Here is a 23,080-nt window from a genome sequence, read left to right on the forward strand (position 1 = left end):
TTTGGGAGGCCGCCTTGGCCCGCCTTTTCGACGCCTATGTCGTCGCCGACTGGACCGCCGCTGAAAACAAGAAGCTGGGCGATACGTCCCTGTGGATCGGCGTGGCCAAACGCGATGTGCGTTTCCGTCTCTACACCGAGACGCACAACGTCGCGACGCGCGCGGAAGGCGAGGCCCTGCTGGCCAGCATTCTGGCCGAACATCGCAAGCGCGGCGACCGGGTTCTGGTCGGGCTGGACTTCAACTTCGGATACCCCAAAGGCACGGCCCAGCGGCTGAAGCTGGAGGGCGCGCCGTGGCAGGCGATGTGGAAATTCATCGCGTCCAACATCGTCGACAAGGCCGACAACACCAACAACCGCTATCAGGTCGCGGCCAAGATGAACCGTCTGATGACGGACGAAGCCTGGCCCCTGTGGGGGGCGCCTGCCAAACAGGCCCAGCGTTGGCTGACCACGACCAAGCCCCCGGCGGGCGCGGGCGCCGACATCCCAGAGTTCCGCGCCACCGAGGACGCGGCCCGCAAGGGACGGCTCCAGCCCAAGAGCGTCTGGCAGATGCACGGCGCGGGCGCCGTGGGCGGCCAGACCCTAGTCGGCATTCCGGCTGTGCGCCGCCTGTTGGAAAGTCTTGGCCCGTCCGGCGCCGTCTGGCCGTTCGGCACCGGCTGGCGCGCCCTGACGCCGGATGACGTCGAGCCGCTGTCGGCCCTGGTGGTCGAGGTCTGGCCCTCGATGTTCAACGCCAAGCCGAACGACGGTGAATACAAGGACCAGGCCCAGGTCCGCACGACCGCCGAGGCCCTGGCCCTGCTGGACGAAGCGGGCGATCTGGCGGGCAAGTTCGCGCCGCCCGCATCGGCGACGCCGGAACTGATCGAACAGGTCGAGCAGGAAGAAGGCTGGATTCTGGGCGTCTGACGCCGGGTTTGTCCAAACCCGGCGGTCGGAGTATCTGCTCGCGCCATGTCCTCCCTTCCCGACCACCAGACCATGCCGACGACGCAGGGCGACATCCGCGTCGCCGCCCTTTATCGGTTCAGCCCCATCACCGACCGCGAGGCAGTGCGCGACGCCCTGTTCGCCGCCTGCGAGGCGGGCGGGGTGCGCGGCACGCTGCTGGTCGCGCATGAGGGTCTGAACGGCACCATCGCGGGGCCGCAAGCGGGCATCGAGGCCGTTCTGGCCGCCATTCGCGCCCTGCCCGGTTTCGCCGATCTGGATGTCAAATACGCCTGGACCGGCGACATGCCGTTCCTGCGGCTGAAGGTCCGCGTGAAGGCCGAGATCGTCACCATGGGCCAGCCCGATCTGGACCCGGCGCGTCAGGCGGGGGTCTATGTCTCGCCGACCGACTGGAACGCCCTGATCGCCGATCCGGACACCCTGATCATCGACACCCGCAATGATTACGAAGGCGAGATCGGCGCCTTCGAGGGCGCGGTTCAGCCCAATACGAAAAGCTTCCGCGACTTCCCCGACTGGTTCCGCACCGAGGGCCGCGCCCTGATGGAGCAGACCCAGCCCAAGCGGGTCGCCATGTACTGCACCGGCGGCATCCGCTGTGAGAAGTCCACCGCGTTCCTGAAGGCCGAGGGGGTCGAGAACGTCCATCATCTGGAGGGCGGCATCCTGCGCTATCTGGAAGAGGTCGATCAGGCCGACAGCCTGTGGCGCGGCGATTGTTTCGTCTTCGATGAGCGGGTGTCCGTGGGACACGGTCTGGTTCAGGGCCCGCACAGCCTGTGCCGCGCCTGCCGCCTGCCGGTCGATGAGGCGGGCCGCGCCTCGCCCCACTTCATCGAAGGCGTCTGCTGCGAACGCTGCCGCGACACGCGCGATGACGAACAGCGGCTGCGCTATGCCGAACGTCAGCGTCAGATCGAGATCGCCCGCAAGCGCGGCGTCGACCATCTGGGCGCCGCCAAGGGAACATAGGGGCGGCTGCGCGCCCTGACCGCCTGTGATAGATTGCCCCCATGTCGATCCTGACCGGCGCATCTGATGAAAAGCCGATGGCGCTGGGGCTCAGCGTCCGGTCCTACGGCGCGGATCATGGCGAGCACCGGCACGATTTCGGCCAACTGGTCCTGCCGCTGTCCGGGTTTCTGGAAATCGACGTCAACGGGCGCCAGGCCCCCTTGATGCCGGGACGCGCCGCCTTTGTCGGCGTGGGCGAGCGCCATTCCCAGGAAGGCCGCCAGCCAAATATGTCTCTGATCCTGGATCTGGACCTGTCGTCGGCGTCGCCGCAGGCCAGCGACGCCCTGGCGGCGGGATCCTTCCTGACCCTGAACCCGCTTGCGGGCAAACTGGTCGACTATATGGGCCTGATGACCGCGTCCGGCGCGGCGCCGTCAGCCCAGGCATTGAGCCACTGGACGCCCCTGCTGCTGGACGCCCTGACCACGGGCTCGCCGTCGGCCACATCGCGGCTGGATGGCCTGCTGGCGCGAATGGAGGCCGAGCCGGGCGCCGACTGGACGGTCGAGTGCATGGCCGAACGCGTCGGGGTCAGCGCCAGCCGCCTGCACGTCCTGTTTCGCGAAAAGCTGCAGACCACACCCGCCGCGGCCCTGGCCGACATCCGCCTGAAACAGGCCGCGCGCTGGCTGACGCAAACCGAACTGCCGATCTCGGAACTGGCCTACCGCGCGGGCTACTCGGATCAGAGCGCCCTGACCCGCGCCATGCGTCGAAGCATGGACGTCACCCCCGCCGTCTATCGCCGCCTGTCGCGCCTGTCGCGCCTGACAACGGGCTGACCGGACAGGAGTCCCGGTCTAAAGATCAGCAGCCTGGATCAAGATTACAGCCTATGGAGCGGATATTGGGCGTCTCCGAAACGGAGCGTCTTCAATGCCATCGACCAACAGGATCATTCTGGGCCTTCTCTGCGGCATGGCCGCGGGCGCCCTGTGGGGCGTGGTCTTTGTCGCCCCGGAACTGGCGCGGCCGTTCAACGGGATGCAACTCGCGGCGGGCCGCTTCCTGGCCTATGGCGTCATCGCCGCCGCCCTGATCACCCCGCACTGGAAACGGCTGTCGGCCCTGATCGGCGCGAAGGAATGGTGGGCGCTGATCGTGCTCAGCCTGTTGGGTAACATCATCTATTACATCTTCCTGGCCAGCGCGGTTCAGTTCGGCGGCGTGGCCATGACCTCGCTGGTGATCGGCTTCCTGCCGGTGGCGGTGACCATCATCGGCAGCCGCGACAAGGGCGCCGTCCCCTTCGCCAGACTGGCCCCATCGTTGTTGATGTCGGCGGCGGGCGTGGGCCTGGTCGGCTGGCAGTCGCTGGGCGGGACGGCGCCGGGCGAGATGAAGGGGCAGTTGATCGGTCTGGCCTGCGCCTTTGCGGCGCTGGGCTCATGGACCGCCTATGCCGTCAGCAACAGTCGCTGGCTGGCGCGCCTGCCTCATGTCACCGGCCAGGACTGGAGCCTGCTGACCGGCGTGGTCACCGGCGCCCTGGCCCTGGTGATCGCCATTCCGGCCTTCCTGATCCGCCCCGGCCATTTCGCGCCCGATGAATGGATGCGCTTCATCGCCGTGGTCAGCGGCATGGCCCTGCTGGCCTCCATCGTCGGCAACGCCCTGTGGAACAGGATGAGCCGCCTTCTGCCGCTGACGCTGGTGGGGCAGATGATCCTGTTCGAGACCCTGTTCGCCCTGCTCTACGGCTTCCTTTGGGAGCAACGCCTGCCGACCGCGCTGGAATATGTGGCGATGGTTCTGGTCGTGGGCAGCGTCATCACCTGCATCTGGGCGCACCGTCCGCCCGCGCAGCGCGTAATCGCCTCGAAAACGTCATGACCGGCGACATTCGATGCGGCAACCGGCTGCGGCGCGTCACCGCAGTGCGCCATTGAAACAAACCGAGCACGAGTTTGTTAGCGATCCTGTCATCACCGTGCTATGAGCCGCGCCCTTTATAGGCGGCGGCGATGTCGCCAGAGTTTTCACACTTCGGGAGAAGCCACACATGAGCAGGGTGCTGGTTATCGGCGCAGGCGGCGTCAGTTCGGTCGCCGTCCACAAGATGGCGATGAATACGGATGTGTTCTCGCACATCACCCTGGCGAGCCGCACCAAGTCCAAGTGCGACGCCATCGCCGAATCCGTGAAGACGCGTTTTGGCGTTTCCATCGACACCGCGGCCATCGACGCCGATGACGTGGCGGCGACCACGGCCCTGATCCAGTCGGTCAAGCCTGCGCTGGTCGTGAACCTGGCCCTGCCCTATCAGGACCTGTCGATCATGGACGCCTGCCTGGCTGCCGGCGTGAACTATCTCGACACCGCCAACTACGAGCCGCGCGACGAGGCCAAGTTCGAATACAAGTGGCAGTGGGCCTATCAGGACCGCTTCAAGGAAGCCGGTCTGATGGCGCTGCTGGGTTCGGGCTTCGACCCCGGCGTGACCTCGGTCTTCGCCACCTACACCAAGAAGCACCTGCTGGACCGGATCGACACCCTCGACATCCTGGACTGCAACGGCGGCGACACGGGCCTGCCCTTCGCCACCAACTTCAACCCGGAAATCAACCTGCGTGAAGTGACCGCCAACTCGCGTCACTGGGAAAACGGCCAGTGGGTTGAAGGCCCGGCCCTGAGCCACAAGCAGGAGTTCAACTTCGAAGGCGTCGGCCCCAAGAACATGTACCTCATGTACCATGAGGAACTGGAGTCGCTGGCCAAGTTCTACCCGGAAATCAAACGCATCCGCTTCTGGATGACCTTCGGCGACAGCTACCTCAAGCACCTGGAAGTGCTGGAGAACGTCGGCATGACCTCGATCGAGCCGATGCAGTTCCAGGGCCGCGAGATCATCCCGATCGAATTCCTGAAGGCGCTGCTGCCGGAACCCTCGTCGCTGGGTCCGATCACCAAGGGCAAGACCAACATCGGCACTATCGCCACCGGCCAGAAGGACGGCGTTCAGAAGACCTTCTACGTCAAGAACATCTGCGACCACGAAGAAGCCTATGCCGAAACCGGCAACCAGGCCGTCAGCTACACCACGGGCGTCCCCGCCATGATCGGCGCGGCCCTGATGCTGACCGGCCAGTGGAAGGGCGAAGGCGTCTTCAACATCGAGCAGCTGAACCCCGATCCGTTCATGGACATGCTGAACAAGCACGGCCTGCCCTGGACGGTTGAGGAGCTGGACGCTCCGCTGGCCTTCTGATCGGAAGAACGGAATGCAAACCCAGGCCGGAGATCCGGGCGCCTTCGCGCATTTTGACCTGAACCGTGTCGCCTCGCCCGCCTTCGTGGTGGATGAGGCGGCCGTCAGGCGCAATTTGTCCGTGCTCAAGGATGTGCGCGACCAGTCGGGCGCCCGCGTCCTGCTGGCGCTCAAGGCGTTTTCGATGTGGTCGCTGGCCGATGTGGTCGGCGAATACCTCGACGGCGTCTGCGCCTCCGGCCTGTGGGAGGCCCGCCTCGCCCGCCAGTTCTACAAGGGCGAACTGACCACCTATTCCCCCGCCTACCGCGCCGAGGATCTGCCCGAGATCCTGCGCCTGTCGGACCATGTCATCTTCAACAACCCCGCCCAGGTCGCCCGTTTCGCCGACCTGATCGCCACGGCCCGCGCCGAGGGCCAGGTGTTCGAGATCGGCCTGCGTCTGAACCCCGAACATTCCGAGGGCGAGGTCGCGAAATACGATCCGGCCCAGCCCTGCTCCCGCCTTGGCTTCCCGGTTTCACAGCTGAAGCCCGAACATCTGGTCGGCGTGGACGGCCTGCATATCCACGCCCTGTGCGAACAGGACTTCACCCCTCTGGCCCGCATCTGGGCGGCGGTGGAGCCGAAACTGGCGCCCCTGCTGGGCGGCGTGAAATGGGTCAATCTGGGCGGCGGCCATCACATCACCCGCGCCGACTATCAGACCGATGATCTGGTCGCCTTCGTGCGCCGCCTGTCGCAGACGCACGGCGTCCAGGTCTATCTGGAGCCGGGCGAGGCCGTGGCGCTGGACGCCGGCATCCTGATCGGCGAGGTTCTGGACGTCTTCGACAACGGGATGCCCATCGGCATCACCGACATATCGGCGACCTGCCACATGCCCGATGTGATCGAGGCGCCCTACCGTCCCGCCATGCTGGGCGAGCCTGAGGACGGCGTCGCCGTTCGTCTGGGCGGCCCGTCCTGCCTGGCGGGCGACATCATCGGCGACTACGTCTTTGCCGAACGCCCGGTCGTCGGAACGCGCATCGCCTTCCTGGATCAGGCCCATTATTCGATGGTGAAGACCAACACCTTCAACGGCGTGCCACTGCCCTCAATCCACCTGTGGAACAGCGCCACGGATGAACTGAAGCCGATCAAGGCCTTCGACTGGACCGAGTTCCGCGACCGCCTGTCCTGAGACAGATCAGCCGATCAGGGCGCGGGCTGCGGCGCGGGCCTCGTCGGTGATTTCCGCCCCCGACAGCATCCGCGCGATCTCTTCCTGGCGGCGGGCGTCGTCCAGAGCCACGACCGTGGTGGTGGTCATGCCATCACGATCGGCCTTCATCACCTTCCAGTGGGCGTGACCGCGCGAGGCGACCTGCGGGCTGTGGGTCACGACCAGAACCTGCGCGCCGTTCGACAGGCGTTTCAGGCGCGACCCCACCGCCTCGGCCACGGCGCCGCCGACGCCCTGATCCACCTCGTCAAAGATCATGACGGGCTGGTGCATGTCCTCGCGGCTGGCCAGCGCCGCCTTCATGGCGAGGGCGAAACGCGCAAGTTCGCCGCCCGAGGCAATGGCGTCCAGCGGGCCGAAATCGGTCCCGGCGTTGGTGGCGATCTGGAAGCGGATGGTCTCGACGCCGTCCGGCCCGCGACGCCCCTCAATCGGCTCCAGCGCCACGCGGAAACGCGCCCGCTCCAGCTTCAACGGCCCCAGTTCGCCCATCACGGCGGCGGTCAGGCGATCAGCCGCCGCCTCGCGCGCCGAGGTCAGGAAGGTGGCGGCCAGATCGTAGGATTCTGCGGCTTCGGCCGCTTCGCGCCCGGCATTGGTCAGGGCCTCCTCGCCGTCCTCGATCAGCCGCAGTTGCTCGCGCAGGCGGATGCGAAGGCTGGGCAGGGCGTCGACCGTGGTGTTCAGCTTGCGGGCGGCGGCGCGCAGGGCGAACAGGCGCTCTTCCGCCTTGTCCAGTCGGCCCGGCTCATAGTCGAAGGCGTCGGCGGCGGCGTCCACGGCGGCGACGGCCTCGGCGGCCTCGACCATCGTGCGGTCGATGGCCTCGACGGCGGCGGACAGTTTCAGGATGACAGGGTGATCGCCCTCGGCGCCCGCCTGCCCTGCCCTCTGGCGGGCGTGTTCGACGGCGCGCAGGGCGGCCCCCAGTTTCTGGCTCAGCTTGTCGCCGCCCAGTTGGGTGCGGGCGTCCGCCAGATCGGCGATGGCCTTTTCCGCCGCGCCCAGCAGGGCGCGTTCGCCCGCCAGTTCGGTTTCCTCGTCCGCGCGCGGGTCCAGCGCATCCAGTTCGGACAGGTTCAGGCTGATTTCTTCAAGACGCGCGGCGACGTCTGCGGCCTGGGCCTTCAGTTCGGCCAGTCGCGCCTCAGCCGCCTTCAGCTTGGTCGAGGCGGCGGCGACGGCGGAAAGCTGCGGCTGCAGACCGCCATAGGCGTCCAGCAGGCCCCGATGATTGCGCCAATCCAGCAGGCCCACCGTCTCATGCTGGCCATGCACCTCGACCAGTGCCGAGCCGATCTCGCGCAGGGCGGTGACGCCTGCGGGCTGGTCATTCACATAGGCGCGGCTGCGGCCGTCGGCGGACAGGACGCGGCGCAGGATCAGCTCTTCGCCCGGCTGGACCTCGAATCCCTTGTCCGCGATCAGGGCCAGAAGATCGGGATCATCGGGGGCGCTGAAGACGGCGGTGGCGACGGCCTGTTTGGCGCCGGACCGCACCAGGCCCGCATCGCCGCGTCCGCCCAGCGCCAGACCCAGGGCGTCGAGAATGATCGACTTGCCCGCCCCCGTCTCGCCGGTCAGCACGGTCAGGCCGCTGTCGACGTCGAGGTCGAGCACGTCAACCAGAACGACATCGCGGATGGAAAGGGCGGTCAGCATGAGGTCAGCAGCCGGCGGAACGAATCAGGATCACGACCGGCAGAATCGAGAGATGCGCGGGGATGCACAAGGGTGTTCCCCGCAACACGCTCGACCAAATTCAAACTCAGCCCGGAATGAGACGGCGCAGCCAGCTCTCGCGCTTGCCTTCCGGCGCCTTGTCCGGCGACTGGCCGTTTTCGGTCAGCAGGGCATAGGCCTCGGCGTACCAGGGGCTCCCCGGATAGTTATAGCCCAGGACGGCGCCATTACGGGTCGCCTCTTCCTTCAGACCCAGCATCAGATTGACCTCGACCAGGCGGTAGAGGGCTTCCGGGGTGTGCGAGGTGCGCTGGAAATCAGGGTTGGCGATGACGGCCTTGTAGCGGTTCAGCGCCGCCAGCGGCTGATTGTTGCGCTGGTAATAACGGCCGATGTTCATTTCCTTGCCGGCCAGCTGATCGTTGACCATGTCGATCTTGATCGCGGCGTCGCTGGCGAAAGGCGTGCCGGGATAGCGGCGGGCCACATCACGCAGACCGGCCAGAGCAGCATTGGCGTAGCCCTGGTCCCGGCCCACGTCCGTGATCTGCTCGAAGTTGCAGACGGCCTTCATGTAGAAGGCGTAGGCGGCCGACGGGTTGCCGGGGAACAGGGCGATGAAACGGTCAGCCGCGGCAATGGCGTCGGCGTAGTTGTTGTTCTGATAATAGGCGTACACCTGCATCAGGATCGAACGGCGCGCCCAGTCCGAATAGGGGTGCTGACGCTCCACTTCCTGGAAGTAGTCGACGGCGTCGGACCAGCGGTGCTGCTGCAGGCGTTGATAGCCGGTGTTGTACAGCGCCTCGACCGGGCGCTCTTCATAGGCCAGACGCGGCTTGGCCTTGCCTGCGCAACCGGAAATCGTCATCGCGGCGACGGCGACGGCCAGCAGGACCATGCCGGAACGGAACTTGGATGCGAACAAGGACGACCCCATAGACGTGCAGACAAGGTGCGGACGCACCTGTTGAAAGACTGATCCGGCGTTCTCTAGCATCCGCTTTCAGGCTGCGCCATGCCGAGGAAATGTCGTTCCGCAGCTTGCCCCGCCCGTAGTCGCTGCTAAAGAGCGCGCCAACCGACGTCCGTTCATGGGGGTCGGATGACGGCGAAAGGATGACCGGCCCATGAAGCTGCTCTCAGGCAACTCTAACCGCGCACTGTCCCAGGCCATCGCCGACCACCTGGATATGCCGCTGACCAAGGCCCAGGTGAAGCGGTTCGCTGACAACGAGGTCTTCACCGTCATCGAGGAGAACGTCCGCGGCGAGGACGTCTTCATCCTTCAGTCGACCAGCTATCCGGCCAACGACAATCTGATGGAGCTGCTGATCATCACCGACGCCCTGGTGCGCGCGTCGGCCAGGCGGATCACGGCTGTCGTCCCCTATTTCGGCTATGCCCGCCAGGACCGTAAGACCGGCGGCCGCACGCCCATCTCGGCCAAGCTGGTCGCCAACATGATCACCCGCGCCGGCGCCGACCGGGTCCTGACGATGGATCTGCACGCGGGCCAGATCCAGGGCTTCTTCGACATCCCGACCGACAATCTGGTGGCGACGCCGGTTCTGGCCCAAGACATCAAAGACAACTACCAGCGCGGCAATCTGATGATTGTCTCGCCCGATGTCGGCGGCGTGGTCCGCGCCCGCTCGCTGGCCAGCCGCCTGGACGTGGATCTGGCCATCGTCGACAAGCGTCGTCCCAAGGCGGGCGAGAGCGAGGTCATGAACATCATCGGTGACGTGGCTGGCCGTCACTGCATCCTGTTCGACGACATCGTCGATTCGGGCGGCACCCTGGTGAATGCGGCCAAGGCGCTGATCGAACAGGGTGCGACCGAGGTGTCGGCCTACATCAGCCACGGCGTCCTGTCGGGTCCGGCGGTGCAGCGCATCACCGATGGTCCGCTGAAGGAGCTGGTGATCACCGACTCCATCGAGCAACCCCACGAAGTTTTGAACTGCCCGAAAATCCGCACGGTTTCAGTGGCTCCGCTGATTGGTGAGGCTATCCGACGGATCGCGAACGAAGAATCCGTCTCCAAGCTGTTCGATTAACCTTCGGATAACCACTTTTCGTTCGTTATATGCGCCTTTCCGTATCGGCGCTGCCCCCGGCGCCTCGAGTTCTGGGACGCGCCTCCATGCCCAAGGCCTTCATGACCCGCGGCCTCACGGTCGCCGCTATCGCCGCCGCCGCCTTACTGGCCAGCTGCTCCACTGACAGCTCCAAGAACAAGGGCGTCGCCCCGCCGCCTCCGCCGCCGCCGCCGGTGACGCTGAACCAGAGTGTCGCGGACGCGGCCTCCATCTATGTCGCCTTCCTGCGTCAGGCCCAAACCATCCAGCCCGGCGGCTTCTCCAGCGCAGAATCCATCCAGGCCGAAATCCGCAAGGGCGCTTCGTATGAGCCGGAAGAACTGTCGCGCGGCCTGATCGCCTATGGCTCGATCATCGCCCTGCAGTCGCCCGAGTTCGTCGCAGGCGTGCGTCAGTTCGCCGTCGATCCTGTCCAGCGCCAGCAGGTGATCGCCCAGATCGTCGCCGACCCCGCCTATGCCGCCAGCCTGCCCGGTGCCGATGCCGCGGCCGGCCTGATCACTGCCGCAATCAACAATGACGCGGTGGCCATGCGCACAATCGCCGACGGCATCGAGCAGGACGCCTATACGATCCAGGAACGCCGCGACCCGCGCCGCCGCTGGGCCACCACGCCCATCGCCAACCGCGAAGTGCGTCTGGAAGGGGCCAAGACCCTGTCCGCAGTAGACATGCTGCCTTCCGCCAATGAAGCCGCCAGCCTGTTCACCGCCGCAAACACCGGAACGGGCCTGACGGTGGAGCCTTCGCGCAAGGCGCCGCCCTACACCCCTGCCCTGACCCGCTCGCTGGCCATCGCCGCCTTGGCCGCCCTGGGCGCTGCGGGCGACGAAGCCAAGGCCAACACCGACGCCCTGGTGATCGAGCCGAACAGCGAGTTCTGCCTGAACATGTCCAAGCTGATGCTGTTCCAGTGCCTGGCCGCCTCGCGCCCCAGCTATGAGGACATGTTCTGCCTGGGCCGCCACGTCGCCCGCGACCTGTCCAGTTGCGCCACCCAGGCCGTTTATGCACCGATCATCACCGTCGGTGATCCGACGGCGACCCGGACACCTGCGCCGGGCAACTAAGCCCTTAACCGAGGCGATCTATATTCACTCTTGGATTGTCATTCCGGGTCGTGCGAAGGACAAACCCGGAATGACGGCTCTGAGTTGAAATCAGACATGACAAGGCCCGCCCCGAGCGATCGGAGCGGGCCTTTTCTTTTCCGCAATCAGACTATTCGTAGCCGTGGGCGGCTTCGTTGATCACCTGCGACGGCATGGACGAGAAGTCCACGGCGACGGGCGTGGCGGTCTTGGCCTGATAGGTGCGAAGCACATGCGTCAGACGACGGCGCACTTCACGTTCCGCCTCAGAGCCGCCTTCCAGCACCAGGGGCGCCAGGCAGAAGTCGATGATCGATTCAGTACGGGTCAGCGGTTCCATTGCGGTTCCTTTCCTGATTAAGCCGCGGTGGTGAACTGGGCGGTCTCGGTCGAGTCCTTCAGCGCCGTCGTCGAGGACGTGCCGTTGGAGATGACCGTGGCGACCTGGTCGAAATAGCCGGTGCCGACTTCGCGCTGGTGACGCGTGGCGGTGTAGCCGCTGGATTCATTGGCGAACTCGCGCTGCTGCAGCTCGGAGTAGGCCGCCATGCCACGGTCGCGATAACCGTCGGCCAGCTCGAACATCGAGTTGTTCAGCGCGTGGAAGCCCGCCAGGGTCACGAACTGGAACTTGTAGCCCATGGCGCCCAGCTCACGCTGGAACTTGGCGATGGTGGCGTCGTCCAGCTTGGCCTTCCAGTTGAAGGACGGCGAGCAGTTGTAGGCCATCAGCTTGCCCGGATGCTTCTTCTGGATCGCCTCGGCGAACTTCTTGGCGTCGTCCAGATCGGGGTGAGACGTCTCCCACCACAGCAGGTCGGCGATGTTGGCGTAGGACAGGCCGCGCGCAATGCAGTGGTCCAGGCCCGTGCCTTCCTTCAGGCGGAAGAAGCCCTCGGACGTGCGGTTTTCACGGTCGATGAAGGGCTGGTCGCGCTCATCGATGTCCGAAGTGATCAGTTGGGCCGATTCGGCGTCGGTGCGGGCGACCGTGATGGTGGGCGTGCCCATGACGTCGGCGGCCAGACGCGCGGCGACCAGATTGCGCTCATGCGCCTGGGTCGGGATCAGGACCTTGCCGCCCAGGTGTCCGCACTTCTTCTCCGACGCCAGCTGGTCCTCGAAGTGAACGCCAGCCGCGCCCGCCTCGATGAAGGCCTTCATGATCTCAAAGCTGTTCAGCGGACCGCCGAAACCGGCCTCGGCGTCGGCGACGATAGGGGCGAACCAGTCGCGCTTGGCGCCGCCCTCGGCATGTTCGATCTGGTCGGCGCGCTGCAGCGTGCGGTTGATGCGGCGGCACAGTTCCGGCGCGGCGTTGGCCGGGTACAGCGACTGGTCCGGGTACATGGCGCTGGCCGTGTTGGCGTCAGCGGCGACCTGCCAGCCCGACAGATAGATGGCCTTCAGGCCCGCGCGGACCATCTGCATCGCCTGATTGCCGGTGACGGCGCCCAGGGCGTTGATGAAGGGCTCGGTGTGCAGCAGCTCCCACAGGCGGTTCGCGCCGCGTTCCGCCAGGGTGTGGGTGATCGGCACCGATCCGCGCAGACGCAGGACATCTTCCGGCGTGTACGGGCGCTCGATGCCGTCGAAACGGCCAGCGGGCGAAGGAACCAGGTCGGCGAAGGTGGTCATGGTCGAACTCGTCTCTGCGAAGGGCGCGGCCTAGGCCGCCGTCTCGGAGACAAGAACACGCCGAAGTCACGAATGACACAGCGCGGACACTCAGATAGAAGTCACTTTGTCATATCATGACTTTGCATTGCAGGTCACATTATGACACCATGCCGTCATGGAGACAGCCGCCGACCGCAAACTCTTCCTCGGCGCCCGGTTGAAGCGGCTGCGGCGCGATCTGTCGCTGACCCAGACGGCAATGGCGGCGGACCTCGGCGTTTCCCCTAGCTATCTCAACCACATAGAACGCAACCAGCGTCCGGTTTCAGCCCAGCTTCTGCTGCGTCTGGCAGACACCTACGACGTCGATCTGCGCACCCTCAACCAGGGCAGCGCGGCGGACGAGGCCCGTCTGACCGAAATCCTGGCGGACCCGCTGTTCAAAGGTCTGTCCGCGCCGCGTCACGAGCTGGTGCAGTTGCTGGAAGAGGCGCCCGGCGTCGCCGACGCGATTGTGCGCCTGTATCAAGCCTTTGACGACGGACGCGCCAAGGCGCGCGCGGCTGCAGAGAACGGCGAAGGCCTGATCGAAACCAGTCCCGCCGAATGGGTGCGCGAATATATCCAGTCGCGCGGCAATCATTTCGCCGAACTGGATCAGATGGGCGAGGCGCTGGCGGACGCTCTGGCGACGGACGCGCCTGCGCACGGCGACGGGTTCGAGCCCGCCGCCCGGCAACGACTGGCGGCGAAACACGCTCTGGGCGTCCGCACCCTGCCCGCCGATGTCATGGTGGAGTGGACACGTCGCTATGACCTGCACCGCCGTCGGCTGCTGTTGTCTGAGACGTTAGGGCCGTCGTCGCGGGCCTTCGCCATCGCCTATCAACTGGCCCTGGTCGAGCACGGCCCCGCCCTGCACGCCATGGCCGAGGCGTCGGGCGCGCCTGATGCGGCGACGCGATCTCTGTTAAAGGTCGCCCTGACCAACACCCTGGCCGCCGCCATCCTGATGCCCTACGCCGCCTTCCAGCGGACGGCGGAGGACACCGGCTATGATCTTGCCCGCCTGCAGGCGCGCTTCGGCGTCAGCTATGAACAGGCCGCCCACCGCCTGACGACCCTGTCGCGCCCCACCGCGCGCGGCGTGCCCTTCTTCCTGATGCGGGTCGATCAGGCGGGCAATATCTCCAAGCGGTATGCAGCTGGGGCGTTTCCCTTCTCCCGCTTCGGCGGCGCCTGCCCGCGCTGGCGGCTTCACTCTGCCTTCCGCACGCCGGGCCGGATCATCACCCAGATCATCGAGACGCCAGACGGAGGGCGCTGGTTCACCTTCGCCCGGACGGTCGAGCGGCAGGGACAGGACGGGTTCGGCGAAAGCCACGATCTGGCGATCGGCCTGGGCTGTGAACTGCGCCACGCACACCGATTGGCCTATGCCCACGGCCTTGATCTGGACCGGCCGGATGTGACCCCCATCGGCCCCTCTTGTCGGCTGTGCCACCGCCACCCCTGCGCCGAACGCGCCGCCGCCCCCATCGACCGCCCTCTGGCCGTCGATGACTGGTCGAAGTCCGTCAGCCCCTATCCGTTCGGCGCTGCCTGACGCCTCACGTCAGAACCACCTGCCCGTCCACCATGCGGAAGGCCACGCCGGTGCGCTCGAACAGGCGGGCGATGACCGCGGAGGGGTTGGCCGCCCCCTGATCCAGCAACCGTTCGATGTCCAGACGCAGGGTCGGGTCGCCCGACGCCCGCGTCAGGGCGGACAGCCACTCCTCGCGCGTCAGCACGCCATCGGCGCGATTGGCGTCGATCAGGCCGCGCAGGAAGTCAAACCAGTCGCCGCCCGTCCGCTTCTTCTGCGCGCCCTCAGCCGCCATCGCGAAGACGGCTCCACAGGCGTAATAGGCGCGGTGCTCGCCGCGTTGCCCGGCATCGGCGACGCCCCGGTTCACCGTCAGTTCGGCGCAGTCCTTGACCTCATTCTGCAATTCGGCCCGGACATCGAAACCGGGATCGAACTGCTGCAACGCCCGCACCGCCATCAGGTCGGCGCCGCCCTCGGTGATCCACATGTCGCGCGCCGTTTCATAGCGCACGGCCTGCCCCAGCCAGAAATGCGCGCTCTCATGGCCGATGAACCAGCGCGACCGCTCCTGCACCTGTTTGCTGGGCTGGACCACGCCGGCCCCCTCAAACCGCATGACGATCAGGGACGAAAGGGCGCTGCCGGCCATGCTGGTCATGCGTTCGGTCGGGCCGTTCCAGCCGACCATGACAACCGGGATTTCGTCCCCATCGCCCGACGGGCCGAGGCGGTGCTTGTAATAGTCGCCGACACGCGGGGCGAAGCTGCGGATCTCCTCACCGATCCACGACGGCAGGCTTGGGTCCATGACGGTGGTCAGCCCATCTCCGCGCGTCACTGTCGCCTGCCCCATCAGCACATAGCTCTGATCGGTCGTCGTGGTCAGGTTCGCGCGGCGTTCGCCCTTATAAAGAACCGGGCCGGAGGCATCGCGCCAGGTGACGGGTGAAGGACCGCCGTCCACATCCACACCGTTCAGATCATCGGGCGTCGCCGCCGCCTCCGCCACGGAACGCACAGCGAAGACATCGAATTGGCGCGTCGGCAGGGCCACCGCCCCATCCGAGAAGGTTATGGTGCGATAGGCCGCCTCCAGATCGACGGACCTGGGCCGGATGATGAAGCGGACATGGCGCGGCACGAGCCCGCCGTCTCGGCTTCGGATGGTGTCATAGGCGCCGTGCCGCTCCATGACGACGCCGGGCGTTTCGACCGTCCACTGCGTCGGCCGCCACGGTTGGCGCGAGCCGGTCATCAGGGCCGATTCCGTAAAGGCCCAGACCGGCGCATCGCGGGTGAAGACATAGTCCGCCGTCAGGATGTCGCCGTTGCGCGTCACCGTCACGGACGGGGCTGACCGCGCCTGCACCTGCGGGACCGCCATGCTCGAAACGGATGAAGTCGCCGCACAGGCCGCCAGCAGAGCGGTGGATGAGCAAAGAGTGACGGCGGCGATCAACGTCAGGCGCAAAGGGTCGTCTCCGAATTGTTCAGCAAGCTGCCAGCATAGATCGGCAAGCCCCGGTGTCAGCTTACCTTTCTGTCACGCTCAGGCCTGTTGCAGAGCGCGCCCCGCCGCCGCCAGTTCCTCGGCCATGACGGCTTTCAGTCGATCCGGCGACAGGATCACCGCCTGCTGGCCCCATGTGAACAGATGCCAGGCTAGTTCGCGCATCCCCGACGCGCGGAACCGCACAATGACAGCGCCGTCGGCCTGCTCCTCCAGCGTCTGGGTCGGGTGCCAGCGCCAGCCGCGCGCCTCGTCCGCGCCTTCGGGGGCGATGCGGATGGCCACGTCCTCGATCTCGTCCTGATAGATGCCGAAGGACTGGCTGGCGAAGACGCCCAGATCGAAATCGGCGGGCGGTACGGCGACGCCGTCCTGCGGCGCGACGCTGCTCATCCGGTCCAGCCGGAAGGTCTGGATGCGGCCCGTCTCGCGATCGGCGGCGACCAGATAGTTGGCGCGCCCGAACATAACGCCACACGGGGCGACGGATCGCCTGCGTGGCTCGGCACCCGGACGCGAATAGGTGAAGCCCAGCGGCTGTTGCGCCAGAACCGCCCCGCGAATGGCGGTCAGCATGGCTTCGTCCGCATGGGGCCGCGGCCCCGCCTGCACGGCGATGGTCTCGGCGCGGACCAGAGCCTCCAGGTCCGGCGCCATCCGGTTCAGCGTCGTGGACCGCATCGCCGCCTTCAGCTTGCGCTCCAGCCCCTCCAGCGCCGCCGCGCGCGCCGGTTCGCCCGCCGCGCGCAGGGCCGACGCCGACTTGGTCAGTTCCAGCATCTCGGTCGCGGTCGGCGCCTGTTCAAAGGCGGACAGTCCCCCGCGGATACGCCAGCGCTTGGACGGCGGATCCGACACCTCCTCCACCTGCGGGAACAGCATCAGCACCGCGTCACGCATCCGTTCGGCGGTGCGGCGCCCCACGCTCATATCCCGCGCCATCTCGTCCAGGGTCAGGCCCTCGGCGCTGGCGGCCATGCGCCGCGCCAGTTCGATCACCATGGCCGCCTTGTCGTGTCTCACTGCCGCTCCCGCTCGATACGTCCGTTTCTGGCGCAATGCTGTCTCATAACACCATCATCGACAAGAGGCGAACCGCTTCAGGAGATCAACACATGGCCCGCTTCCAACCCGCCCACGCTATCAACGCCAGCCGCTATCTGATCGTCCCGTGCGAGGCCGATGGATCGTCCGATCTGGCGGTCATCTGGGATCGTCTGGAGGAGCAGGTGGTGGACGTCATCTCCGCCGCCGCCAGCAGCCGCTATTCGGACGAGGACGCCCTATGGGACGAAGGCCGCGCGCTTCCGGTCGAGACCGAATGGCGGATGGCGGCCTGACGTCAGGCCATCTTCGGCTTGGTCCAGCGGTCGATCATGCGCTGGGCTGGTTGCTCGACCAGTCGATGCGCGAACACCGCCACAACGACGATGAAGCCGAACATGCCGATGGCGAACAGGTCGTTCAGCCAGACCGAGCCGAAATCAATCCGGCGCTCTGGCACCCAGTTCAGTTTTCTGGCCACGATCATCATGACGGTCAGAATGAACATATGGACCATGTAGATGGCGAACGACCACCGCCCCAGGGTGACCAGCGCCGGATGATCCAACAGGCGTGACAGGGCCCCGTCCTCGCCGGAAAAGACCCAGACCAGGGCCACGAACACCAGGGTCACCGCCACCGTAACCGGTCCCTGCGCATAGCCGATGAAGACACAGGCGGCGACGACAGCGGCGATCTCCAGTCCGGTCGCGGCCATCCCCTTCAGACGCGGAATCTTGGTCAAAATCCCCTGCAGCAGACAGCCCAGGAAGAAGCCATAAACCGCCCTTGGCACGGCGAAGTCGTAGGTCGTGTTCATGAATCGCTTGGCGCACGTCAGGACCAGCACCCCGCCCACGATCGCCAGCACCAGCCCGATCCAACGGAACCGTTTGGGCGCCGCCAGCACCAGGGCGGCGAAGATCAGATAGCAGGCGACCTCGGCGCTCAGGGTCCAGGCCGGACCATTCCAGGTCAGATAGGGATGGACGTGCCAGGCCTGGATCAGCAGCAGATTGGTGAAGATCGCCTCCACCGACCGGTCACGCGTGAAGGCCGAGGCGGAATCCACGTGGAAAAACAGTCGCGCCAGCTCCAACGCGATGAAGGCGCCCAGCATCAGCACATGCAGCGGCCATACCCGACCCAGACGCCGCACCATGAACCGCCCGGCGTCGCGCCCCGTCTTCAGCCGCCCGGCATAGGCATGGGCGATGACGAAGCCCGACAGGACAAAGAAATAGTCGACGAACAGATACGAGTGCTGGATGAAACCCCAGTCACGCCAATGGCTGGCCACCGGCATGTGAAACATCACCACCAGAATGGCGCAGACTCCCCGCAGGGAGTCCAAGGCTTCAAATCGGCGCGGCGCTGCTGTGTTCACAGACGCGTGATAACGGGTCTGAAAGCCCTGCGATAGGGGTCTTTAGGGCGTGGGCGAAACGGCGTCGGCGCGCGCCTGCAAGATCCGCCACTGGCCGTCGCGGAAATGGAATCGGGCGCCGCCCCGCCAGGGAACTTGAGACAGAGGATGGGTCGTCATCCCGCCGCCTGTGACCTCATAGACGCCGTCCGCCCGCAGAGGCGTTGCAGCAGACTTGACCGTGAACCCGGCGGGCGTCTCGCCATAGACGATCCGGGTCAACCTCACGCACCGCGGCCCTTCCGCCGCGATGGACCAGAGGGGCGTGTAGGCGTCGCCCGACTTCTCATAGACGGCCAGATCACGCACGCAGGCGCGCCGCCCTTGGTCGAAGGTCACTTCCGGCCGGTCCAACCCGCCCGATACGGTCAGGTTCAGCATGGCCGAACAGGCGGACAGGGACAGAACGCCGGTCAGGGCGGCGGCGCCTGTCCAATCTCGCATCACAGCGACTTCACGATCCCTTCGACCATCTTCTTGGCGTCGGCGAACAGCATCATGGTGTTGTCGCGGAAGAACAGTTCGTTCTCCACGCCCGCATAGCCCGAGCCCATGCCGCGCTTGATGAACAGGACGGTGCCGGCCTTTTCGACATCCAGGATCGGCATGCCGTAGATGGCGCTGGTCGGGTCGGTCTTGGCCGCCGGATTGGTGACGTCATTGGCGCCGATGACGAAGGCGACGTCGGCGGTGGCGAACTCGGCGTTGATGTCCTCCAGTTCGAACACCTCGTCATAGGGGACGTTGGCCTCGGCCAGCAGGACGTTCATGTGCCCCGGCATCCGGCCCGCGACGGGGTGGATGGCGTATTTCACCTCGACGCCCTCTTCCTTCAGCTTGTCGGCCATTTCACGAAGCGCGTGCTGGGCCTGGGCCACCGCCATGCCGTAGCCCGGCACGATGATGACCTTGGAGGCGTTCTTCATAATGAAGGCGGCGTCCTCGGCCGAGCCCTGCTTTACCGGACGCGTCTCTTTGGCGCCGCCGGGGCCTGCCGCCGCATCGCCGCCGCCGAACCCGCCCAGGATGACCGAAATGAAGCTGCGGTTCATGCCCTTGCACATGATGTAGCTGAGGATGGCGCCCGACGATCCGACCAGGGCGCCGGTGATGATCAGGGCGATGTTCTCCAGCGTGAAGCCCAGGGCCGCCGCCGCCCAGCCGGAATAGGAGTTCAGCATCGACACCACGACGGGCATGTCGGCGCCGCCGATGGGGATGATCAGGGTCGCGCCCAGGATCAGGGCGATCAGGAAGACGCCCCAGAAGGCCCAGGTCGCCGCGCCGTTTGTGCCGATCAGAATGCCGATCAGGAAGACCAGCCCCAGCGCCAGACCGATGTTGATCAGATGGCGGGCGGGCAGCAGGATCGGCGCGCCGCTCATGTTTCCGTTCAGCTTGGCGAAGGCGATCACCGAGCCGGTGAAGGTGATGGCGCCGATGGCCACGCCCAGGCTCAGTTCGATAATCGACAGGGTCTTGATCCCCGCGCCGTCCGCCGACAGGATTCCAAAGGCCTCTGGCGCATAGATGGCGCCGATGGCGACCAGACAGGCGGCCATGCCGACCAGACTGTGGAAGGCGGCGACCAGTTGCGGCATGTCGGTCATGGCGACCCGCTTGGCGATCAGCGCCCCCGCCCCGCCGCCAACGATGACACCGCCCGCGATCAGGCCCAGCGTCACGGGATCCAGTGCGCCGGTCGCACCCAGCGTCAGCAGGGTCACGCCGATGGCCAGGGCCATGCCGATCATGCCAAAGGTGTTGCCCTGACGGCTGGTCTCGGGGCTGGACAGCCCCCGCAGCGACAGAATGAACAGAACCCCGGAAACCAGATAGGCCAGTGCGGCCAAAGATGCGTTCATCACGCCCCTCCCCCTAAGACGTGCGCGCCAGCCGCCACAGGGCGGCGGCGATGAACAATGGACCGATGAAGAACAGGGCCCATTCGAAAACTCCCAGCGGCCGGTCCTGCGTGACCACGCGAACCAGAATGGCCGAGAAGACCAGTGCGATGCCGCAGTCATGCAGCCGCTGGCGTTTCAGCGGGATCTGCGTCCCGAACCAGCCGTAAAGCCACAGGCCGAAGCCGATGCCTGTGCCGATCCATGAACCGACGATGGCGATCTGGGCGGCGTCCGTCACGTTGTGACCTTGGGCGCGGCGGGCCGCTCCTTCTTCTTGTACATGGCCAGCATCCGGCGCGTGACCATGAAGCCGCCGAAGATGTTGACGCTGGCCAGGGTCACGGCGACGACGCCCGCCCCCTTGGCGATCCAGGCGCTGGGGCCGGACACATCACCCGAAACGGCGGCGGCGGCGATCAGACCGCCGACGATGATGACGCTGGAAATCGCATTGGTCACCGCCATCAGCGGCGTGTGCAGCGCAGGCGTCACTGACCAGACGACATAATAACCGACGAAGATGGCCAAGACGAAAATAGCCAGACGGAAGACGGTGGGATCGACGTGTTCCATGGTCAGACTTTCTCTCCCTGAAGCCGCTCATCAATACTCAGCAACACCAACAGAACACCGCCTTGTACGATCGTGCTGGCGAAGGTCGCGAATGTCGAAATCCAGAACTGGCCTGATGATCCTACAAGGGTGAAGTCCGACCTCACAAACAGTTCATAGACGCTGACGACCGACGAAAGAGGACCGAACAGCATCAGGATCACGGCCGCCCATCGAAGGGCTTTGCGCAGGATAGGACCGATCATCCTCTCACTCCCTCACGCATCACGCCGCCATCGTCGCCCGGCGAGTTTGCGCCTTCCGCAGACGAGGTTTGGCTTTCCAGTTGTTCAACACGCCTAGTCAGTTTGAGGGTGATGCGTGCAAGGGCCGCCAGGATCAGGAACGGCGTCAGAAGCAGAACCGACTGCGCCTCTATGCCGGGGCGCCACACCACCATTGCGGCGACGAGCAGCGTCATGGCCAAGCTGAGCCCCAAGTAAGCCTTAAGCTCGGTGGCCGTCCTCATTCGCTCCACGTTCATCCCCTGATGCCCTCATGCACTACGGCCCCGCCGTGGGTGACAACCGACGCCTTGAGGATTTCGTCCTCGAGATCGACCGCCAGCGCGCCGTCCTTGATCAACAGGCCGATGAAGGCGAACAGGTTGCGGGCGTAGAGGGCGCTGGCGTCAGCGGCGATGCGGCCCGGCAGATTGGCCCAGCCGACGATGCTGACGCCATTTGGGGTGACGACGACCTCGTTCAGTTTCGAGCCTTCGACATTGCCGCCCGCCTCGACCGCCAGATCGACGATGACCGAACCGGGCTTCATCGAGGCGACGTGTTCGGCGGTCAGCAGGATCGGCGCGGCCCGGCCGGGGATCAGGGCCGTGGTGATGACAATGTCCTGTTTGACGATGTGGCTGGCAGTCAGTTCGGCCTGCAGGGCGCGGTATTCCGCCGACATCTCCTTGGCGTAGCCGCCTGCCGTCTGGGCGTTCTTGAACTCTTCGTTCTCGACGGCCAGGAATTTGGCGCCCAGGCTTTCGACCTGCTCCTTGGTGGCGGGGCGCACGTCGGTGGCGGTGACAACCGCGCCCAGACGCCGCGCCGTGGCGATGGCCTGCAGCCCCGCAACGCCGACGCCCATGATGAAGGTCTTGGCGGCGGCGACGGTGCCGGCCGCCGTCATCATCATCGGGAAGCCCTTGCCATAGGCATACGCCGCCTCGATCACCGCGCGGTATCCGGCCAGGTTGGCCTGTGACGACAGCACGTCCATGATCTGGGCGCGGGTGATGCGTGGGACGAACTCCATCGCAAAAGCCGTGGCGTTGGCGCCGCGCAGCGCCTCGACCGTGTCCTTCTCGCGATAGGCGTCCAGCATGGCCAGAACGATGGCGCCGGGTTTCAGGGCGCTGGTTTCCTGGGCCGTGGGACCGCGCACCTTCAGGACGATGTCGGCGCCGTCCAGCACGGCGCGGGTGTCCGGCTTCACCACCGCGCCAGCGGCGGCGTATTCGGCGTCGGGAATGGACGAGCCCAGCCCCGTCCCGGCCTCGACCGTCACGGTCGCACCGAGGGCGATCAGCTTTTTGACGGTTTCAGGCGTGACGGCGCAGCGCGTCTCACCTTCACGGCGTTCCCGGGTAACGGCGATAGCGACAGCCAAGCGAATCCCCTTGTTCTTATCCTTGAACGAAGGTTAGGCCGTCAGAGCCCGCGCCGTCAAAGCACGGTTATGCCAAAGCTTTGGGAGATCAGCAGATTCCCGACCCTGGTTTCACAGGATCAGGGCAATCAGTGAGCAGCGCCGGGCTTGGACTTCAGGGCGAAGAAGCCGGCGACCGCCAGAACCGCCGCGCCGATGAAGGCCGCGCCGAAGCTGCCGCCCGGGTGGAACCACAGGGTCAGCGCCAGGATCAGCACGGCAATCGACAGCGAGCCCCACTTGGCCAGGACGATGAACAGGTCGAAGGTCGACGCCTGTTCCGTGATCTGCATCGAGCCCCGTTGGTATTCGTGCGCGTCGGCGTGGGCTTCGGCGGCGGGGGTGTGCGAGTCGGCCATGGATCTTCCCTAGTCGGTCTTTCAGCGACTTATACCGAGGCACACGGTTCGCTCAAGCCCG

At 65.9% G+C, this 23,080-nt stretch carries 25 protein-coding genes; 10 read left to right on the forward strand and 15 right to left on the reverse strand.

Going from position 1 to position 23,080, the window contains the following annotated elements; all coding sequences use genetic code 11:
• Positions 1–14 precede the first annotated feature (14 nt).
• The 6 genes from KWG56_RS09340 to KWG56_RS09365 all read left to right on the forward strand — a co-directional run bounded on the left by KWG56_RS09340 (position 15) and on the right by KWG56_RS09365 (position 6,376).
• Positions 15–920, forward strand: coding sequence for a cobalamin biosynthesis protein CbiG (locus KWG56_RS09340; RefSeq protein WP_201099310.1), 906 nt, complete (start codon positions 15–17; stop codon positions 918–920).
• A 45-nt stretch (positions 921–965) separates the two neighbouring features.
• Positions 966–1,937: an oxygen-dependent tRNA uridine(34) hydroxylase TrhO gene (trhO, locus tag KWG56_RS09345; protein ID WP_244999449.1), complete on the forward strand. Its 972-nt coding sequence runs from the start codon at positions 966–968 to the stop codon at positions 1,935–1,937.
• Positions 1,938–1,978: 41 nt separating this feature from the next.
• On the forward strand, positions 1,979–2,764 hold the full coding sequence (locus KWG56_RS09350; protein WP_219354551.1) for a helix-turn-helix transcriptional regulator: 786 nt from the start codon (positions 1,979–1,981) through the stop codon (positions 2,762–2,764).
• Between the two features lie 94 nt (positions 2,765–2,858).
• Complete coding sequence (locus KWG56_RS09355) at positions 2,859–3,815, forward strand: DMT family transporter (protein WP_219354552.1); 957 nt, start codon at positions 2,859–2,861, stop codon at positions 3,813–3,815.
• 169 nt (positions 3,816–3,984) lie between these two features.
• Entirely contained in the window at positions 3,985–5,190 is a 1,206-nt protein-coding gene (locus tag KWG56_RS09360; RefSeq protein WP_219354553.1) for a saccharopine dehydrogenase family protein, read from the forward strand.
• Positions 5,191–5,203: 13 nt separating this feature from the next.
• Complete coding sequence (locus tag KWG56_RS09365) at positions 5,204–6,376, forward strand: carboxynorspermidine decarboxylase (RefSeq protein ID WP_219354554.1); 1,173 nt, start codon at positions 5,204–5,206, stop codon at positions 6,374–6,376.
• Between the two features lie 6 nt (positions 6,377–6,382).
• On the opposite strand, the gene recN is transcribed toward KWG56_RS09365, so the two are convergent.
• Both recN and KWG56_RS09375 read right to left on the reverse strand, forming a co-directional pair.
• The gene (gene recN, locus KWG56_RS09370) at positions 6,383–8,080 is read right to left on the reverse strand and encodes a DNA repair protein RecN (protein ID WP_219354555.1); all 1,698 of its coding nucleotides are present in this window, start codon (positions 8,078–8,080) and stop codon (positions 6,383–6,385) included.
• Positions 8,081–8,186: 106 nt separating this feature from the next.
• On the reverse strand, positions 8,187–9,041 hold the full coding sequence (locus tag KWG56_RS09375; protein WP_201099502.1) for an outer membrane protein assembly factor BamD: 855 nt from the start codon (positions 9,039–9,041) through the stop codon (positions 8,187–8,189).
• A gap of 190 nt (positions 9,042–9,231) precedes the next feature.
• Between KWG56_RS09375 and KWG56_RS09380 the strand changes: the two genes are divergently transcribed.
• Positions 9,232–10,164 (forward strand): ribose-phosphate pyrophosphokinase, encoded by a 933-nt coding sequence (locus tag KWG56_RS09380; RefSeq protein ID WP_201099299.1) that lies wholly within the window; start codon positions 9,232–9,234, stop codon positions 10,162–10,164.
• Positions 10,165–10,250: 86 nt separating this feature from the next.
• A complete protein-coding gene (locus KWG56_RS09385) occupies positions 10,251–11,276 on the forward strand; it encodes a hypothetical protein (protein ID WP_219354556.1) in 1,026 nt (341 codons plus the stop codon).
• Positions 11,277–11,427: 151 nt separating this feature from the next.
• Here KWG56_RS09385 and KWG56_RS09390 read toward each other — a convergent pair whose 3' ends face one another.
• Positions 11,428–11,637: a hypothetical protein gene (locus KWG56_RS09390; RefSeq protein WP_201099295.1), complete on the reverse strand. Its 210-nt coding sequence runs from the start codon at positions 11,635–11,637 to the stop codon at positions 11,428–11,430.
• A gap of 17 nt (positions 11,638–11,654) precedes the next feature.
• Positions 11,655–12,935 (reverse strand): isocitrate lyase, encoded by a 1,281-nt coding sequence (gene aceA / locus KWG56_RS09395; RefSeq protein ID WP_219354557.1) that lies wholly within the window; start codon positions 12,933–12,935, stop codon positions 11,655–11,657.
• Between the two features lie 157 nt (positions 12,936–13,092).
• Between aceA and KWG56_RS09400 the strand changes: the two genes are divergently transcribed.
• A complete protein-coding gene (locus tag KWG56_RS09400) occupies positions 13,093–14,523 on the forward strand; it encodes a helix-turn-helix domain-containing protein (protein WP_219354558.1) in 1,431 nt (476 codons plus the stop codon).
• 4 nt (positions 14,524–14,527) lie between these two features.
• Here the strand turns inward: KWG56_RS09400 and KWG56_RS09405 are convergent, their stop codons facing one another.
• On the reverse strand, positions 14,528–15,979 hold the full coding sequence (locus tag KWG56_RS09405) for a gluzincin family metallopeptidase (protein ID WP_219354559.1): 1,452 nt from the start codon (positions 15,977–15,979) through the stop codon (positions 14,528–14,530).
• Between the two features lie 78 nt (positions 15,980–16,057).
• Positions 16,058–17,041, reverse strand: a complete 984-nt coding sequence (locus tag KWG56_RS09410; protein WP_244999450.1) for a helix-turn-helix transcriptional regulator — start codon at positions 17,039–17,041, stop codon at positions 16,058–16,060.
• A 92-nt stretch (positions 17,042–17,133) separates the two neighbouring features.
• Between KWG56_RS09410 and KWG56_RS09415 the strand changes: the two genes are divergently transcribed.
• Complete coding sequence (locus KWG56_RS09415) at positions 17,134–17,358, forward strand: hypothetical protein (RefSeq protein ID WP_201099288.1); 225 nt, start codon at positions 17,134–17,136, stop codon at positions 17,356–17,358.
• Between the two features lie 2 nt (positions 17,359–17,360).
• On the opposite strand, the gene KWG56_RS09420 is transcribed toward KWG56_RS09415, so the two are convergent.
• From KWG56_RS09420 to KWG56_RS09460, 9 genes are all read right to left on the reverse strand, one after another.
• A complete protein-coding gene (locus KWG56_RS09420) occupies positions 17,361–18,449 on the reverse strand; it encodes an acyltransferase family protein (RefSeq protein ID WP_219354560.1) in 1,089 nt (362 codons plus the stop codon).
• A 42-nt stretch (positions 18,450–18,491) separates the two neighbouring features.
• Entirely contained in the window at positions 18,492–18,932 is a 441-nt protein-coding gene (locus KWG56_RS09425; RefSeq protein ID WP_201099283.1) for a hypothetical protein, read from the reverse strand.
• Positions 18,932–20,353: an NAD(P)(+) transhydrogenase (Re/Si-specific) subunit beta gene (locus tag KWG56_RS09430; protein WP_201099281.1), complete on the reverse strand. Its 1,422-nt coding sequence runs from the start codon at positions 20,351–20,353 to the stop codon at positions 18,932–18,934. Before KWG56_RS09430 ends, KWG56_RS09425 begins: the two co-directional genes overlap by 1 nt.
• 13 nt (positions 20,354–20,366) lie before the next feature.
• The gene (locus KWG56_RS09435) at positions 20,367–20,633 is read right to left on the reverse strand and encodes a hypothetical protein (protein WP_219354561.1); all 267 of its coding nucleotides are present in this window, start codon (positions 20,631–20,633) and stop codon (positions 20,367–20,369) included.
• A complete protein-coding gene (locus KWG56_RS09440) occupies positions 20,630–20,968 on the reverse strand; it encodes an NAD(P) transhydrogenase subunit alpha part 2 (protein ID WP_201099277.1) in 339 nt (112 codons plus the stop codon). The genes KWG56_RS09435 and KWG56_RS09440 overlap by 4 nt, the downstream gene beginning before the upstream one ends.
• 2 nt (positions 20,969–20,970) lie before the next feature.
• Positions 20,971–21,213, reverse strand: coding sequence for a hypothetical protein (locus tag KWG56_RS09445; protein ID WP_201099275.1), 243 nt, complete (start codon positions 21,211–21,213; stop codon positions 20,971–20,973).
• Positions 21,210–21,434, reverse strand: coding sequence for a hypothetical protein (locus KWG56_RS09450; RefSeq protein ID WP_219354562.1), 225 nt, complete (start codon positions 21,432–21,434; stop codon positions 21,210–21,212). The genes KWG56_RS09445 and KWG56_RS09450 overlap by 4 nt, the downstream gene beginning before the upstream one ends.
• A gap of 53 nt (positions 21,435–21,487) precedes the next feature.
• On the reverse strand, positions 21,488–22,621 hold the full coding sequence (locus KWG56_RS09455) for a Re/Si-specific NAD(P)(+) transhydrogenase subunit alpha (protein ID WP_219354563.1): 1,134 nt from the start codon (positions 22,619–22,621) through the stop codon (positions 21,488–21,490).
• A gap of 128 nt (positions 22,622–22,749) precedes the next feature.
• Positions 22,750–23,019 (reverse strand): aa3-type cytochrome c oxidase subunit IV, encoded by a 270-nt coding sequence (locus KWG56_RS09460; protein ID WP_219354564.1) that lies wholly within the window; start codon positions 23,017–23,019, stop codon positions 22,750–22,752.
• Between the last annotated feature and the right edge of the window lie 61 nt (positions 23,020–23,080).

Origin of the sequence: Brevundimonas nasdae (assembly GCF_019395145.1) — a bacterium.
GTDB classification, from domain to species: domain Bacteria; phylum Pseudomonadota; class Alphaproteobacteria; order Caulobacterales; family Caulobacteraceae; genus Brevundimonas; species Brevundimonas nasdae.

Bases quoted from the DNA above. Each gene is read 5' to 3' on its own strand.
- KWG56_RS09400 (WP_219354558.1), top strand. From the start codon at position 13,093: ATGGAGACAGCCGCCGACCGCAAACTCTTCCTCGGCGCCCGGTTGAAG.
- KWG56_RS09365 (WP_219354554.1), top strand. From the start codon at position 5,204: ATGCAAACCCAGGCCGGAGATCCGGGCGCCTTCGCGCATTTTGACCTG.
- KWG56_RS09440 (WP_201099277.1), bottom strand. From the start codon at position 20,968: ATGGAACACGTCGATCCCACCGTCTTCCGTCTGGCTATTTTCGTCTTG.
- recN (WP_219354555.1), bottom strand. From the start codon at position 8,080: ATGCTGACCGCCCTTTCCATCCGCGATGTCGTTCTGGTTGACGTGCTC.
- KWG56_RS09460 (WP_219354564.1), bottom strand. From the start codon at position 23,019: ATGGCCGACTCGCACACCCCCGCCGCCGAAGCCCACGCCGACGCGCAC.
- KWG56_RS09355 (WP_219354552.1), top strand. From the start codon at position 2,859: ATGCCATCGACCAACAGGATCATTCTGGGCCTTCTCTGCGGCATGGCC.
- KWG56_RS09390 (WP_201099295.1), bottom strand. From the start codon at position 11,637: ATGGAACCGCTGACCCGTACTGAATCGATCATCGACTTCTGCCTGGCG.
- KWG56_RS09385 (WP_219354556.1), top strand. From the start codon at position 10,251: ATGCCCAAGGCCTTCATGACCCGCGGCCTCACGGTCGCCGCTATCGCC.
- KWG56_RS09445 (WP_201099275.1), bottom strand. From the start codon at position 21,213: ATGATCGGTCCTATCCTGCGCAAAGCCCTTCGATGGGCGGCCGTGATC.
- aceA (WP_219354557.1), bottom strand. From the start codon at position 12,935: ATGACCACCTTCGCCGACCTGGTTCCTTCGCCCGCTGGCCGTTTCGAC.
- KWG56_RS09375 (WP_201099502.1), bottom strand. From the start codon at position 9,041: ATGGGGTCGTCCTTGTTCGCATCCAAGTTCCGTTCCGGCATGGTCCTG.
- KWG56_RS09415 (WP_201099288.1), top strand. From the start codon at position 17,134: ATGGCCCGCTTCCAACCCGCCCACGCTATCAACGCCAGCCGCTATCTG.
- KWG56_RS09430 (WP_201099281.1), bottom strand. From the start codon at position 20,353: ATGAACGCATCTTTGGCCGCACTGGCCTATCTGGTTTCCGGGGTTCTG.
- KWG56_RS09360 (WP_219354553.1), top strand. From the start codon at position 3,985: ATGAGCAGGGTGCTGGTTATCGGCGCAGGCGGCGTCAGTTCGGTCGCC.
- KWG56_RS09350 (WP_219354551.1), top strand. From the start codon at position 1,979: ATGTCGATCCTGACCGGCGCATCTGATGAAAAGCCGATGGCGCTGGGG.
- trhO (WP_244999449.1), top strand. From the start codon at position 966: ATGTCCTCCCTTCCCGACCACCAGACCATGCCGACGACGCAGGGCGAC.
- KWG56_RS09425 (WP_201099283.1), bottom strand. From the start codon at position 18,932: ATGCGAGATTGGACAGGCGCCGCCGCCCTGACCGGCGTTCTGTCCCTG.
- KWG56_RS09380 (WP_201099299.1), top strand. From the start codon at position 9,232: ATGAAGCTGCTCTCAGGCAACTCTAACCGCGCACTGTCCCAGGCCATC.